The 14,225-nt window shown below is 35.8% G+C and carries 16 protein-coding genes; 5 read left to right on the top strand and 11 right to left on the bottom strand.

Going from position 1 to position 14,225, the window contains the following annotated elements; translation table 11 throughout:
* Window positions 1–52 precede the first annotated feature (52 nt).
* Together INQ25_RS01910 and ccmA are read left to right on the top strand one after the other, a co-directional pair.
* Window positions 53–484, top strand: coding sequence for a hypothetical protein (locus INQ25_RS01910; RefSeq protein WP_174515653.1), 432 nt, complete (start codon window positions 53–55; stop codon window positions 482–484).
* A gap of 3 nt (window positions 485–487) precedes the next feature.
* On the top strand, window positions 488–1,111 hold the full coding sequence (gene ccmA / locus INQ25_RS01915; RefSeq protein ID WP_213862934.1) for a heme ABC exporter ATP-binding protein CcmA: 624 nt from the start codon (window positions 488–490) through the stop codon (window positions 1,109–1,111).
* A 488-nt stretch (window positions 1,112–1,599) separates the two neighbouring features.
* Here ccmA and INQ25_RS01920 read toward each other — a convergent pair whose 3' ends face one another.
* A complete protein-coding gene (locus tag INQ25_RS01920) occupies window positions 1,600–1,767 on the bottom strand; it encodes a hypothetical protein (RefSeq protein ID WP_155975180.1) in 168 nt (55 codons plus the stop codon).
* A gap of 203 nt (window positions 1,768–1,970) precedes the next feature.
* Here INQ25_RS01920 and INQ25_RS01925 point away from each other — a divergent pair, with 203 nt between their 5' ends.
* Entirely contained in the window at window positions 1,971–3,266 is a 1,296-nt protein-coding gene (locus INQ25_RS01925) for a Na+/H+ antiporter NhaC family protein (RefSeq protein ID WP_006280467.1), read from the top strand.
* Between the two features lie 518 nt (window positions 3,267–3,784).
* On the opposite strand, the gene INQ25_RS01930 is transcribed toward INQ25_RS01925, so the two are convergent.
* The 6 genes from INQ25_RS01930 to INQ25_RS01955 form a co-directional block, all read right to left on the bottom strand.
* Window positions 3,785–3,940, bottom strand: a complete 156-nt coding sequence (locus INQ25_RS01930; RefSeq protein ID WP_167347043.1) for a hypothetical protein — start codon at window positions 3,938–3,940, stop codon at window positions 3,785–3,787.
* A gap of 326 nt (window positions 3,941–4,266) precedes the next feature.
* Window positions 4,267–4,569 (bottom strand): type II toxin-antitoxin system RelE family toxin, encoded by a 303-nt coding sequence (locus INQ25_RS01935; RefSeq protein WP_236717735.1) that lies wholly within the window; start codon window positions 4,567–4,569, stop codon window positions 4,267–4,269.
* Complete coding sequence (locus tag INQ25_RS01940; RefSeq protein ID WP_010962565.1) at window positions 4,547–4,771, bottom strand: hypothetical protein; 225 nt, start codon at window positions 4,769–4,771, stop codon at window positions 4,547–4,549. Before INQ25_RS01940 ends, INQ25_RS01935 begins: the two co-directional genes overlap by 23 nt.
* Before the next feature lie 94 nt (window positions 4,772–4,865).
* Window positions 4,866–6,572: an arginine--tRNA ligase gene (gene argS / locus INQ25_RS01945; RefSeq protein WP_213862935.1), complete on the bottom strand. Its 1,707-nt coding sequence runs from the start codon at window positions 6,570–6,572 to the stop codon at window positions 4,866–4,868.
* A 95-nt stretch (window positions 6,573–6,667) separates the two neighbouring features.
* A complete protein-coding gene (locus INQ25_RS01950) occupies window positions 6,668–6,886 on the bottom strand; it encodes a hypothetical protein (RefSeq protein ID WP_010962563.1) in 219 nt (72 codons plus the stop codon).
* Window positions 6,887–7,081: 195 nt separating this feature from the next.
* Complete coding sequence (locus INQ25_RS01955; RefSeq protein ID WP_213862936.1) at window positions 7,082–8,797, bottom strand: ABC transporter ATP-binding protein; 1,716 nt, start codon at window positions 8,795–8,797, stop codon at window positions 7,082–7,084.
* Window positions 8,798–9,576: 779 nt separating this feature from the next.
* Here INQ25_RS01955 and INQ25_RS01960 point away from each other — a divergent pair.
* A complete protein-coding gene (locus INQ25_RS01960) occupies window positions 9,577–10,440 on the top strand; it encodes an Rpn family recombination-promoting nuclease/putative transposase (protein WP_213862937.1) in 864 nt (287 codons plus the stop codon).
* Window positions 10,441–10,446: 6 nt separating this feature from the next.
* Window positions 10,447–10,704: a hypothetical protein gene (locus tag INQ25_RS01965; protein ID WP_213862938.1), complete on the top strand. Its 258-nt coding sequence runs from the start codon at window positions 10,447–10,449 to the stop codon at window positions 10,702–10,704.
* 441 nt (window positions 10,705–11,145) lie between these two features.
* Here the strand turns inward: INQ25_RS01965 and INQ25_RS01975 are convergent, their stop codons facing one another.
* Genes INQ25_RS01975 through rpmB form a run of 4 tightly spaced genes read right to left on the bottom strand, consistent with a single transcriptional unit; the run spans window position 11,146 to window position 14,205 of the window.
* A complete protein-coding gene (locus INQ25_RS01975) occupies window positions 11,146–12,261 on the bottom strand; it encodes an FtsW/RodA/SpoVE family cell cycle protein (protein ID WP_213862940.1) in 1,116 nt (371 codons plus the stop codon).
* The gene (gene ubiE, locus INQ25_RS01980) at window positions 12,258–12,974 is read right to left on the bottom strand and encodes a bifunctional demethylmenaquinone methyltransferase/2-methoxy-6-polyprenyl-1,4-benzoquinol methylase UbiE (RefSeq protein ID WP_213862941.1); all 717 of its coding nucleotides are present in this window, start codon (window positions 12,972–12,974) and stop codon (window positions 12,258–12,260) included. Before ubiE ends, INQ25_RS01975 begins: the two co-directional genes overlap by 4 nt.
* Window positions 12,975–13,034: 60 nt before the next feature.
* Window positions 13,035–13,898 carry a lipoyl synthase gene (gene lipA, locus INQ25_RS01985; RefSeq protein WP_077188099.1) on the bottom strand — a complete coding sequence of 288 codons (864 nt, stop codon included), beginning with the start codon at window positions 13,896–13,898 and terminating at the stop codon, window positions 13,035–13,037.
* Window positions 13,891–14,205 carry a 50S ribosomal protein L28 gene (rpmB, locus tag INQ25_RS01990; protein WP_006279619.1) on the bottom strand — a complete coding sequence of 105 codons (315 nt, stop codon included), beginning with the start codon at window positions 14,203–14,205 and terminating at the stop codon, window positions 13,891–13,893. Before rpmB ends, lipA begins: the two co-directional genes overlap by 8 nt.
* Between the last annotated feature and the right edge of the window lie 20 nt (window positions 14,206–14,225).

Raw genomic sequence — 14,225 nt, forward strand, 5'->3', positions numbered from 1 at the left:
CTATAATTATGGTATAATAGCAAGGGTATTTTTAATGAATTAGATACAGGAAATGCCACTTACACAGATCATATTATATAGCGTAACATTACTTGCTGTAGCTGCAGTATTTCTCTTTTTGAGAAAAATATACAAAAATCGCATTAGAAAAATCATATTTCCTAGAAAAGTTTTTAAAGAAGAGTGGGAAGAAGACAGAAAATTCAATGAATTATATCAAAAAAATAAGCAAAAAGAGTTGATGAAACAACAAGAAACGCTACGCGAGAAACAAAAAGATGTGCAAGTTTATAAAGAAGATCCAGAAATAGTTGACATAGCAAAACCGGTAGGTAAATGGACAAAGATGGTTATGATGGGTAATGGTTTAATGCAGCGTTTTGCACAATTGATACATAGAGAAGGCGGACAGAAAGGATTTTGGGAGCTGTTTGTAAAAGCTCAGGCTTCAACTCAAGGTAAACATAAGGGGAAGGGCAGATAATCCATGCTTGAATGTGAAAATTTATCCTGCGCTCGTAATAATAAGGTACTATTTAAGAATCTCAGTTTTAAAGCTGAGCTAAAATCAAAGATTCTAATCACTGGTCCAAATGGTAGTGGTAAAACCAGCTTAATTAGAAGTTTATCTGGACTTTTACCGCCGGTATCAGGCAATATAAGGCACTGCGGAAAAGATATATATGATGATCCAAAATCCTATATACCTTCTATGGTCTATATAGGCCATAAGAATGCCTGTAAAGATAGCTTAACTGTTGCTCAAAACGTAGAATTCTGGGCAGGAATACGAAATACTAGAGAATTGATTGTGGCAGCTATTTGTTGCTTGCAGTTGCAACCTGTACTTAATATTAGATATGGCGAACTTTCTGCAGGCTGGAAAAGGAGAGTTGCGCTTGCTCGCCTCTTGATTTCTAATGCAAACGTTTGGCTGATAGATGAACCATTTTGTAATCTTGATAGTGCAACGTGTGAATTAGTGCTGAACTTAATCTCAATACGCTCTGAGCAAAATGGTATAGTAATTATTACAGGGCATAGCTCTACAGAGCAATTGTGTGATTTTACAACGATTGATATACGCGATTTCAATAGACTTCTTGCATAGTTTTTGGCAGCACGTTAACAACCATTAGAAACGAAAAGACTTCCTTGACACCCTTCGCCAGTCCCCTTATCATGAAACTGAAGCTATTTATTTATCTTCAGTCTGTGCAGATAAAACGACAAAAAAACTTAGTATATCTGGTGTGTCATGTTTAATTTTTTGCACTATGTGCACCTTATGTCTTTATAAAACTTCTAGCTATACAAGCTGAAACGCGCTGTTCAAGACATCACCCAACGTCAAATTTTAAAATAGAGAGTGAATAACTAGCACGGGTTTTCTTTGCCTTTTTTTCATTTGGTAAATTTCTTAAATATTTATGGCTAAACGACAACCGTCATCCCGCTACTTGTTAGCGGGATCTAGAGATACCGCGAATGAATCGCGGTATGACGGTTAATTATTCTGCGGCGGTATGACGTAGAGCTCGCGTTAGCTATACTTTTATACTCACCAACTCAGTATCCAATCTGGATCCAAGTAGTCAGCTACTTGGATGACAACCTGTTGAGGCTGCGCTTACACATTCCACTTTCTATGCTCACCAAACAAATTTGCTTACTCGCAGCAAAATTTTCTGGATCCAAGTAGTCAGCTACTCGGATGACATCTTTGTGTTTGAGGCAAAACCAGCTATAACATTTCTTCGCAAACAAATGTTCGTACAGTTGTGCGCGTGATGCTGGAATCTAGACAACAATTAGATCCTATTGTCAAGCAATAAGCTACATGTGCTATTTATTTAGTAGATTAAATATGAAGTTTAAAACTCTGCTATTGACTTCCTGTAGAACTAGTGAAAACCAAACTTGCTTAAAACCACTTAATTAGTTATAGTTATAAGTTTAGGTACAGTAAAATGACAGCTTTTGTCCCCTTGATTATTTTTTTAATCTTGTATCTTGGAAGTGGTGCTTATTTTTCTTTTATCGGAACTGATAATCCACTTCATCAGGTTTCACCAGTAATCTGCTTATTACCAGCACTATTTTTTGCTGTCTCACGTGGTACAAATAAAATTCAGCATAACATCGATACTGTTATCAAGGGCATGGGTGACAAAAACACCCTTACTATGTGTTTAATTTTTTTATTTTCTGGAGCATTTTCTGCGGTGACTCAATCAATCGGTAGCGCAGACACTGTTGCTAATTTAATTCTTAATTTCCTTCCAGCAAGATTACTGCTGCCTGGAGTATTTTTGGCTTCTGCTTTTATTTCAACTGCAATTGGCACATCTATGGGAGTTGTTGCGCTGATGGTACCTATAGCTGTTAATCTGGCAAAAAGTGGAGCTTTTGGTCTCGAAATAGGAACTGCAACTGTAGTAGGTGGTGCCGTGTTTGGCGATAACCTTTCGATGATATCTGATACCACCATTGCATCTGTTTCTTCACAGGAAGCTTCAGCAAAAGATAAACTTAAAATGAACTCTAAAGTTGCACTTATTGCCAGCATTATAACACTCATCTACCTAGCAGTTGCCTCAAATAGTACAAAAATTATTTCTATATCAAATTTAGATTATTATTCTATAATAAAAATTATTCCTTACATTTCTTTAATAATCATGGGGCTGCTTGAAGTCGCCACTTTAGTAACAATAACTATAAACATAATTATTGCTGGTGTGCTAGGAATAACTTTTTTTGACTATGCTATCATTCAATTTCCTCATGACGTGTATGACGGTTTCAAAAAAGTAAACGAAATAGTGATATTTGCTCTATTTATCGGTGGATTGAGCCATATAATGTACAAGCAAGGTCAAAAAGCGTTGCATAAACTCATCGATGAAAGCAATATCACAAAAACTAAAGCTGAATTTGTGATAGCAGGAATTGCGTCTATGTTTACTACCTTAGTTGCCAATAATACCATTGCTATTTTACTAAGTGGTGGCATTGCAAAAAGGCTTGCACAAAAACACAGTATTGCGCCACATCGCAGCGCATACTTATTAGATGTTTTTGCTTGTGCTACAAAAGGTATCTTACCTTATGGTTCCCAACTATTGCTAGCAGGTAGCATCGCCTCTGTATCACCTATTTCTTTATTAACACAGGTATATTATTGCTTTATTCTAGCGGCAGTTACAATAGGCGAAATAATCATCAACAGCAGAAAAGAGAAACATTGTGCGGCTGCAACTTAGAGTTTCTCTTTTTTTACCCATAAGGAACGGAATTACTTGACACCCTTCGCCAACCCCCTTATCATGAAACTGAAGCTATTTATTTATCTTCGCAATCTGTGCAGGTTAATGACAAAAAACTTAGGGTATTTGGCGTCTCATGTTTAATTTTTCGCACTACGTGCATCGCATGTCTTTAAAAATTTTTAGGTTTTTATCTATATAAGCCGAAACGCGCTTACAAAGCGTTTAAGACAGTAAAAAACGTCAAATTGACAAGGGAGAATTTGAATGCTAGCTACTACGGGGTTTCTTTGCCTTTTTTCCTGCTTAGTAAATTTCTTAAACACTTGCGGTGTAGGTTAGTTGCAAGTTAAAAGCAGCTAAATCGCTCTTAATCAAGCGTTTTAGAATAAAAAAAACGCCGATATTTTAGTACATAGTAAATAGCCAACCACCATGGGGCTTCTTTTGCCTTTTTTTTATTTGGTAAATTTCTTAAACATTTATAGTTACAATTTAAGAGCCCGTAAAGGGTGTCATTCCAGTGCCCCTGTGATGTATTCCAGTGCTTGACACTGGAATACAGTTTTCCATATAATCTCATCGAAAATGTTGTAACCACTTTCCATGCTAGTTTGCTTGTGAACAAGCAAACTTTTCTGGATCCCAGTGTCTGGGCACTGGGATGACAAGAGAAGGTACTAGCCTGACACCCTGACAACCGTCATCCCGCTGCTTGTTAGCGGGATCTATGCTAATGCCCTTTTATTCTTTCAATTATGTTATTTCCATTTAAATCTGTCTGTTCCGCAACTTCAGTGAATACAGTTGAATACTCCCTAAAACTGATCGTCATAACTTTACCCTACTTTGAATAATATTTTGATCATTACATATTGTAACAAAAAAAAATCAACTCATTTCTTCTAACGGCTCTATATTAAAGATAGAAAGTCCAGAAGCAATGACGTGTGCTAAGGCTTGGACAAGTTGCAGCGGTGAGATCTTTCTTATATTTTTAATTGTGTAATCTCCTGTGTTTGTAAATGTTTTTTCTATGCCCCACTGCAGTAATAAGTACTCTGCGCTCTGAATGATTTATGCTGTAAATTATACAGTAGTTGCTAACCCTTATCCTATATTGCCCTCTAAAGCTATGACATAAAGGCTTTCCTAGATTAAAAGGATCAACTGTAAGGCGTTTCTTTATGGCCTCCTGAACCATTAATTTAATCTTTGCCGGAAGAGCTGGAATTTCTTTTTCAATAACATTTTTTAAGAATTTTATAGTGTAAGTTTTATTTCCAGATGTTTTCATCATCCTCTACTTCTTCTTCACCTTCAGAGAGGCGATCGTCAGCTATTTTGGATAGCTCTACATCTTCTTCGAACTCTTCTTCCACTAAATCTACTAAAACTTCAGGAATAGTTTTATTTTGAGTCTCTGCCATTTCTGTAAGATACTGAGCCAATTTACTGTCAAAACTTACATTAACATTGAGCTTTTTTTGACTGTGAGCCATATATTAACCAGAAAATACTACTATAAACTATAACATTTTTACTTAATTTTGTCAACTTCTCTATTCGTTGAAAAAACAATCTTGCATAAAAAAATCAACTCATCTCTTCCAAAGGCTCTATATTGAAGATAGAAAGTCCAGAAGCGATGACGTGTGCTAAGGCCTGCACGAGAAACATTCTTGCAGCGGTGAGGTTTAAGTTGTCTTCCAGTATGAAACGCATGTTTAAATCACTCTTGCCATACCCCCATAAAACGTGAAACGCTTCTGCAACTTCAAGTAAGTAGAAAGTAATTCTGTGTGGCTCACAAAGCCTTGCTGCAATTTCTACCACATCTGGCCACTTTGCTAAGGTTTTTATGAGGAAGAGCTCTCCACCTGTCCTTAAAAGTGAAGGATCTGCTGTTGGGAGCTCTTTTGGAGCATTACGCATTAACGAATGAGCACGAGCATGCGCATATTGCACGTAAAAAATAGGGTTGTCTTTTGACTGTTCTTTAACTTTAGCAAAATCAAAGTCCAAGACCATATCATTCTTGCGTGTTAACATTATAAAACGAGTTATGTCCCTGCCAACTTCTTCCACTACATCTCTTGCTGTTAGGAAGTTTCCTGATCTTTTGGACATTTTAACTGGTTTGCCATTCTCGAAAAAATTCACGATATTATGCAGTTTTACCTCTATTTTTGCTTGATCATCACTGAGCGCAGAGACGACTGCTTTGAGCCTTTTGACGTAACCACCGTGGTCACTACCAAGCTCTACGATCATATTGTTAAAACCACGTGATATCTTGTCAAAATGGTAAGCAATATCCGAGGCAAAATAAGTCCAGCTACCCCCATCTTTCTTCAATGCGCGGTCAACGTCGTCACCAAATTTTGTAGAGCGAAATAACATTTCTTTTCTGGAAGTCCAATTTTCACTTTCTTTGCCTTTTGGTTTCTCCAGGTACCCTTCATACACTAGACCCTTGTCAGACAATATCTTTATACTCTCTTCAATTTTGCCACTTTTTTGTAGCTCATACTCTGAAGTAAAAACATCATGATTTACTCCAAGTAAGTTCATGTCTTCCTTTATGATTTCTAAGATAGAACTTAAAGTATAGTCTCTAATCACTTGATTATCTTGCTTTTCTAGAAGCTCTGCGCCATATTTTTTGGCCAGCCCAGTCCCTATTGGTTTTAAATATTCACCTGGGTATAAACCTTTTTCGATGCTGATTTTTTCTCCCAGAGCTTCCTTATACCGCAAATATACTGACCGAATTAGCGTATCTATCTGCGCTCCAGCATCATTAATATAGTATTCCTTAGTAACTTTATAACCAACTTTTTTCAATAAATTTGCCAGAACGTCACCAAATACTGCCCCTCTTGCATGACCAATATGCAGTGGACCAGTTGGATTTGCAGATACAAATTCAACATTAATGGCCTGATTGTTCCCTATATCTAGGGTGCCAAACTCTGTTTTTAGCTCATTTATTTGTTTTAAAATCCCATGCCATACTTTTATTTTTAAGTGTATGTTGATGAAACCAGGGCCCGCTATTTCCACTTTTGCAACTTCATCAAAAAGTTCAAATTCTTTGGCTAAAACCTCTGCAATTTCAATGGGATTCTTCTTTTCATGCTTTGCGAGCACCATAGCAACGTTTGTGTAAATGTCTCCATGTGCTCTGTTACTTGGGGGTTCTACGATAAAGTTTGTTGTATCTGTATTTATAATACCCCTTTGCTTCAACTCGTTTAATTTACTCAAAATTAAGGAAGAAGCCCTTTTGAAAATGTTCATCAACTAGAAAAACTATGAAAACCTCCAACAATATAGCGAATAAGTGGGGCTAGTTGAAGGTTTATCTTAACTATTTTATCTTCCTGGATCAGAGTTTATATTAAGTCGTTGCCGTAACCATGGTAAGAGAAAGCCATACCTTCGCTGTAACCATCATTACCAGCATCAGGCTCTTCAACATCATCAGTTACTACCTGATCTTCAGTTGTGATTTTATCCTTGATCGTCTCGTCTACACCCTCATCACTATAAGAAAATTTGTTAGTATATGAATAGCGATTATTGATTTTATCACTATAGTTATGTTTTAACATAGAGACCTCCTATACAGTCAAAATTGGAATTACATTAAGATAGAACAAGTTATGAATATAACGTGAATGAAAGAAACTACAGATCACGAAATTTCCGGATAACTATGGAACCATTATAAAATAATAAAATTAAAAATTTAATAATTTTAATTATAAATCTAGCATATCAACTAACGGTATGATTTAAATTTTCTTTCAATTCCACTGTATCTTCGCCAGTTTTGCATATAGCCCGTCTTTACTTATTAGAGAGTCATGAGTGCCTACTTCTTCTACTTTTCCATGATTAATTACTATAATCTTGTCAGTCTTGAGTGCGGTTGATAGCCTGTGTGTAATTACGATTGTTGTTCTGTTTTGCATTAACTTGCTCAATGCTTTTTGCACGAGGTTCTCACTTTTGTAATCAAGGGCAGAGGTTGCTTCATCCAGTATTAAAACCTGAGGGTTTTTGAGTATGGCTCTTGCTATTATAATACGCTGTTTTTGTCCTTCAGAAAGTTTTAATCCTCTTTTTCCTACAAATGTATCAAATTTATCAGGCAGCTTATCAATAAATTCCATCGCATAAGCACCGATAGCTGCTTGCTTCACTTCCTCATATTCAGCACCCGGTTTGCCATATAGTATATTTTCCATTATTGAGCAAGAAAATATCATGTGATCTTGTGGCACTAAGCCAAACAACGATCTGAGGTCATTTAGCGCAATTGACTTAATATTGTACCCATCGATAGTAATGCTACCTTTGTTTGGATCATGAAAACGGAGCAGAAGCTTTAAAATGGTGCTTTTACCACTGCCAGATGGTCCAACAATTGATACTGCTTGACCTGCCTCTATAGAAAATGATACGTTATTTAACGCTGGCTTATCAGACTGAGATTCATAAAAAAATGTTACGCCATTAAACGAAATTCCTTTTTGAACACTACAAATTTTTATAGGATCATCGGGATCTGCTATAGAGCTTTTCATATTTTTAAATTCAAATAAACGCTCTACTATTCCAAGACCTCGTTGTAAATCACTGATATTATCGCTCAAATTATTTATAGCTCCTGCCGCAAGCGCTGAATAAAACACAAATGAGGAGAGTTCTCCAATAGTTATATTATTGCTTAAGACTTCTTTAATACCAAAAAAGAGCAAAACAACTAGTGAACCTATCACACACGTGATAACTAGAGTTACTAAAATAGCACGCAAGAGTACTAATTTTACGTATGATTTTGATACTGAGTTTAAATACTCTTTAAAACGGGTTTTTTCATTTTCTTCGAGTACAAACGACTTGATAGTCACTATAGATCTAAAATTTTCCTCACTAAATGACGCAAGCTCACTTAATTTATCCTGGGCAAAGCGTGCATAGCTACGCACTTTTTTTCCAAGTGAGGTCATGATAATGAGTAGTATAGGTATTATTGCGGCTGCATACGCAGTTAGTTGTATATTTGTATATAATAACATGGCAACACTACCAATCAGAATCACAAAATTTCGTAATATGGTTAGTAAGCTGCTGTTTATTATTGATTGCAGCACAGAGGTATCAGTAATTAACGCTGAGATAACATCTTGTACACCTGTGTTCTCAAAGAAACTTGGCTGCAAGTCAGTGATACTGCTATATAAGTCATATCTGATTCTTGCGATAACTTTCTCGCTGCCAATGCCAATGAAATATAACCGAGTAAATGCAGTGAGAGAAATGGCTAAAACTATAAGTATTGCAACTAATAGTTTGGTAGTAAAATCGTGCTCTGTGCCAGAATCAATTATATTGCTTAAACCTCTGCCAAAGAGGAGGATCGTTAAGGCTGAAAATAAAACTGCAATAAAAGCTATGATGAAATAAGATAGATTAGGCTTTATATAGTAAAATAACTGCCTAATATTAGATCGCATCTTATTTTAAAGTTTCTAAAGTTAAGTATATAGATTTTAGTTTCAGGGGAAAGGGGAAAGGTGTAGTATGAAGCAATTTAGGTTCTGCAGCTGTTGTGATTTTAGTCCACCAAGAAAGGGTAGTAGCTCGCAGAAACGAAAAACTTGCTTGACAAACTCCGCCAGCTTCCTTATCATGAAGCTGAAGCTATTTATTTATCTTCGCAATCTGCAGATTAAAACGACAAAGGGAACTTTGTATTTGGCGTAAATCATGCTTAATTTTTTGCACTGTGTGCACCTCATGTCTTTATAAAACTTCTGGGTTTCTACCTATACAAGCCGAAACGCGCTTATAAAGCGTTTAAGACATCAAAAGACGTCAAATAGAACAAGGGAGAATTTGAATACTAGCTACCCTAGGTTTTCTTTGCCTTTTTTTTCTGCCTAGTAAATTTCTTAAACATTTATAGCTAAGGTTAGTTGCATTTAAAAGCAGCTAAATTGCAGCGTTTAAGACTTAAAAAACGCCAATACTGAAAATAGACAATGACTAGGGTTTCTTTTGCCTTTTTTTTCATTTGGTAAATTCCTTAATATTTATGGCTAAACGACAACCGTCATCCCGCTGCTTGTTAGCGGGATCTCTTGTTAGCGCCGCGGCGGTATGACGGTTCGCGGTGGCATCTCGTCATCCCGCTACGTGTTAGCGCCGCGGCGGTATAGCTATACTTAAAAATATGGTTGAATAGTTGTTAATAATAGTGTATAATTATTAATCTTTTCTCAGTATTTTTACTATGGCTCTTTCTAAATTTCTCGATCCAAAATTGGACCTAACATTTAAAAAAATATTTGGTACTGAGAGAAATAAGAATATTCTTATTCATTTTTTGAACGATATTTTAGGATGTACTGAAGTCAACACTATACAAGAAGTAGAATTCTTAAGCACCATTATGGACCCTGAAATTGCTTCTGATAAACAAAGCATTGTTGATGTTCTTTGCAGGGATTCTAGTGGGAACAGGTATATAATTGAGATGCAGCTCACTCGTGATAAAGGCTTTGAAAAACGCGCACAACTTTATGCTGCTAAGGCTTACTCAAGACAAGCTGATAAATCTGGTAAATACGTTGATTTAAAGAAGATTTTCTTTATCGCGATTTCAAATTGTACCTTATTCCCTGATAAGCTTGACTATATATCTAGCCATACCATAAGAGATGAAAAAACCAATGAGCATGACTTAAAAGATTTTCAATTTATCTTCATAGAGCTGCCAAAATTTCCTAAGAGTAGAGAAGAACAACTAGAAAGTGTAGTAGACCGTTGGCTATTTTTTTTCAAATATGCAGATGAAACAACGGACGAAGATCTCAGAAAAATTGCGGAAAAATCACCAATAATAAAGCTAGCATATGATGAATTAGATAAGTTTCACTGGAATGAAAAAGATCTAGTAGCTTATGAAGAAAGAATAATGGATCTGCGCAAAGAAGAAGCCATTCTTGAATACAGACTTGATCTTGCTAAAGAGGAAGGTAGAAAAGAGAGGGAAATTGAAGTCGCAAAGAATCTACTTAAAGCAGGTGTTTCTTTTAATATTATAGCTCAAACTACTGGTCTTTCTATGAGTGAGATCAAAGAATTGCAGAATTAAGTGTGAATGGTTACGAAAAATATAAGTTTTTGCGATAAACGACATAGTGATGTATTTGTTGTTCAGCATGTCAGTGGAATATTTTCTGGTATCTGTTCAGATGCATGGCTAATGCTGAAACAAAAATTCCAGTGCTCCTTTTTTTGTCATCCCAGTCTGGGATGGCTTTGTTGCATCGCTACTTATGAAAGGCTAACTATAGTTAGGATTATAAGCAACCTATTGAAAATCTTGTTTTTTTGCAATCAATCTGATCAAATTTAAGAATAGTAATTTGTTATTTATATTAATAAATTTAATTCTATTGAAAATAGCTAAAGCATTGAAATTCTTGAATTTTAGCCGGATTGGTAAATGGTAGTGAAATTTCTTTTACTCAAATTTAGGTATTCATTGACCGTTCTTGTTATAAATACCAGAATAATAAGCTACTGATATTCCCTATCTTTTTTATCTTTAATCCATCATAGCTAGCGATGCAACAAAGCCGTCTGGGATCCAGATTGGGCACTAAGTTGGTAAACACGAAAGCGCTTTACAACGTTTTTGATGGAACTGTGCAAAAGGACTGGATACCAGTGTCAGCTACTTGCATGACACCCATTTGTTCCTATAGTTGCTTTTCTCGTCTACCTTATTTTGCCACTCATCTGAACAGATACCCATTTTGGAGGGATACCAATAATAGTTGTGAGCGGTACAAGTTTAGTCCATATACCTTCCAAGCATAACACGCTCACGAAACTTTAATGCGATAGCTTGGTTTCTACTGAAAGACAGCATTATGCCAAGTGCGATGCTCGAAGATAAAAGAGAAGAACCACCATAGCTAAGTAACGGCAGGGTTATGCCGGTGGTAGGAAAAACACTCAATGTTACCCCTATGTTTATTATGAATTGTGTGATGAATTGAATTGAGATACCAAGAATCACCAACAGATTAAATAATTCATTTTCCCTATATGCAACGTAAAGCAAGCGGGCGGAAATGATGCCAAATAACATCAATGTGGCTAAGCACGTAATCAAACCAAATTCTTCTGCTAAAACAGAAAACACAAAATCTGTATGACAATCAGGAAGAGAGGCTTTTACGCTACCTTCACCAGGTCCAACTCCAGTTAATTGACCTCTTTTGAATGCTTCTAATGATTTTGTGACTTGAAAGTTATCGCGCTGCGTAAAAAAGACAAAATTGTAAATCCTTTGCTTTATATGTGGGAGGCATAAGTAAGCTATTGTAGTTCCAGTTGCGGCCATTCCTATTATGCATAAAAAGTATAAAAATGGTATACATGCAATAAACATTTGACCGATAAAAGAATATGTTAAAAGCATAGACATACTGAAATCAGGTTGCAAAAGTAACAACACAAAAACTAACAGAAATATTATGATTGATATGTGTATTTTAAACTTCATTTCGCTGGCCAAGATACTAGCTATAACAACAGAAAAAAATGGCCTTACAAACTCAGATGGTTGAACTGAAATTTTGACAATATGTAACCATCGTTTCGCACCTTTTACCTCTATACCAAGTATTATCGCAATTGCTACTAGAATAGTAAATAAAATGAAACCTGCGAACGAGAGGTTAAGTATAGTTCTTGTGTTGAGAAAAGAAAATGTCACCAAGGTAATTAGTGACAGGACTATATAAATTGTATGGCGCCGTATAAAATAATCCTGTGGTAGAAAAAGACGCTGCGCAATTACAGGGCTTGCTGAATAAACAAGAATGAAGCTTATAGTGAGCAAAAAAAACACTGGAAGGATGAGATAACAATCCAGCGTTCTATACCAGAGTTTAATATTCATTTTGTTCCAATGTGTAATGCCACTATTCCATAGCTCATATTATGAAACTCAACATTCTTAAAGCCTACCTCTTCAATTTCCATTTTAAAATCAGCCTGAGTTGGAAATTCTCTGATGCTCTTCACTAAATATTCATAAGAACTCTTGTCTTTAGCAACTATGCTGCCAATTTTAGGAATTACTTTAAATGAATATAAGTCATAAAGTTTGGTAAATATCTCATTTTGATAGTGCATAGGGGCAAATTCTAAGCAGATAAATTTCCCATGTGGTTTTAATACCCTGTGCGCCTCATTTAAAGCCTTCTTGCGGTCAGAAACATTTCGAATGCCAAAAGCTATTGTGCAATAATCAAATTCGGAGTCTTCAAATGGTAAACTTTCTGCACTTGCACATACCCAATCAAAATTAATTTGGTTTGAATTTATAGCTTTATCACGTCCTCTGCTTAGCATATTTTGATTTATATCGCATACTGTAACCTTAGCACTTGGCTCTTTTCTTACTATTCTTATTGCTATATCTCCAGTTCCTCCAGCAACATCTAAAACCTTAGAGTTTTTTGTAAAATGCACACTATTTACCATCTTATCTTTCCATAATCTGTGCATTCCGAGGCTCATTATATCATTCATGGTGTCGTAGCGACTTGCCACGGAATCGAATACCTCTTTAACTAATTGCGATTTCTTCTTGATTTTTATAGTAGACATTACGTAAAGTCGCTCAACTCCTTTATAATTAGTAAAAATTAATTTGAATTAACGCAAATGTCAACGACAAGCCTTGAGCCTGTTAAAATCTTCTTCAGCGTGGTATGATGACCGAGTTAGTGGGCTTGATGCAACCACTAGGAACCCTTTGGAGTAAGCGATATATTTATAATGCTCAAATTCCTCTGGGGTAACATACCTATCAAGTTTTGCATGTTTTGGAGTTGGTTGTAGATATTGACCAATTGTAATAAAATCAACCTCAGCACTGCGCAAATCGTCCATAACCTGCAGTATTTCCTCTTTTGTTTCTCCAAGACCAACCATAAGCCCTGACTTTGTGAAAACTTTAGGATTAATCTGCTTTACCATCTTCAGTAAATATAGTGAATGAAAATAGCGAGCTCGTGGTCTTATTTTTGCATACAATCTCGGCACTGTTTCAATATTGTGGTTATAGACATCAGGTGATGCAACAGCGATTGCTTCAAATGCTCCTTTCTTATTTAAAAAATCAGGAGTTAAAATCTCTATTGTTGTTTCTGAAGTTATCTTTCTAATTTCTTCTATGCACTGTATAAACTGATTTGCGCCACCATCTGGTAAATCATCACGATCAACAGAAGTAATGACAACATGTTTTAAGTTTAACTTTTTTATTGCTTTTGCTAAATTTTCTGGTTCATGAGGATCTAGTTTATCAGGAATGCCAGTTGCAACGTTGCAAAATGCACAAGCACGAGTGCAAACAGAACCAAGAATCATCACAGTAGCATGACGTTTATTCCAACATTCACCAATGTTTGGACATGCAGCCTCTTCGCACACTGTATGCAAGTTATGCAGTTTAACGATGTTTAAGGTCTCATTGAATACTTCACCGGTCGGAGCTTTTGCTCTGAGCCATTGAGGTTTGTTATGCATCTGAAACGGCTAACTCTACCTCTTGCTTTACTAAAACTTTTTTCAACCTTCTTTTTATCTTCTGCGCTTTCTCACTTAGTTTAATCGTTCTTGTGTTGAGCAAAAAAGCATCTAAATCACCTTTGTAATCTATAGTTCTCAAAGTTCTTGTTGCCACACGAAATCTAAACTTTTTATTCAATATATCACTTGTCAACGTAACCTTATGTAAATTTAAAAGAAAGGTACGCTTTGTTTTACGATTTGAATGTGATACCTTATTACCAAAAGATTTTTTTCTATTTGTTAATTCACAAACTCTACTCACTTCAATATACCAAATTATTC

The organism is Wolbachia endosymbiont of Rhagoletis cerasi (assembly GCF_018454475.1).
Lineage (GTDB): Bacteria > Pseudomonadota > Alphaproteobacteria > Rickettsiales > Anaplasmataceae > Wolbachia > Wolbachia pipientis.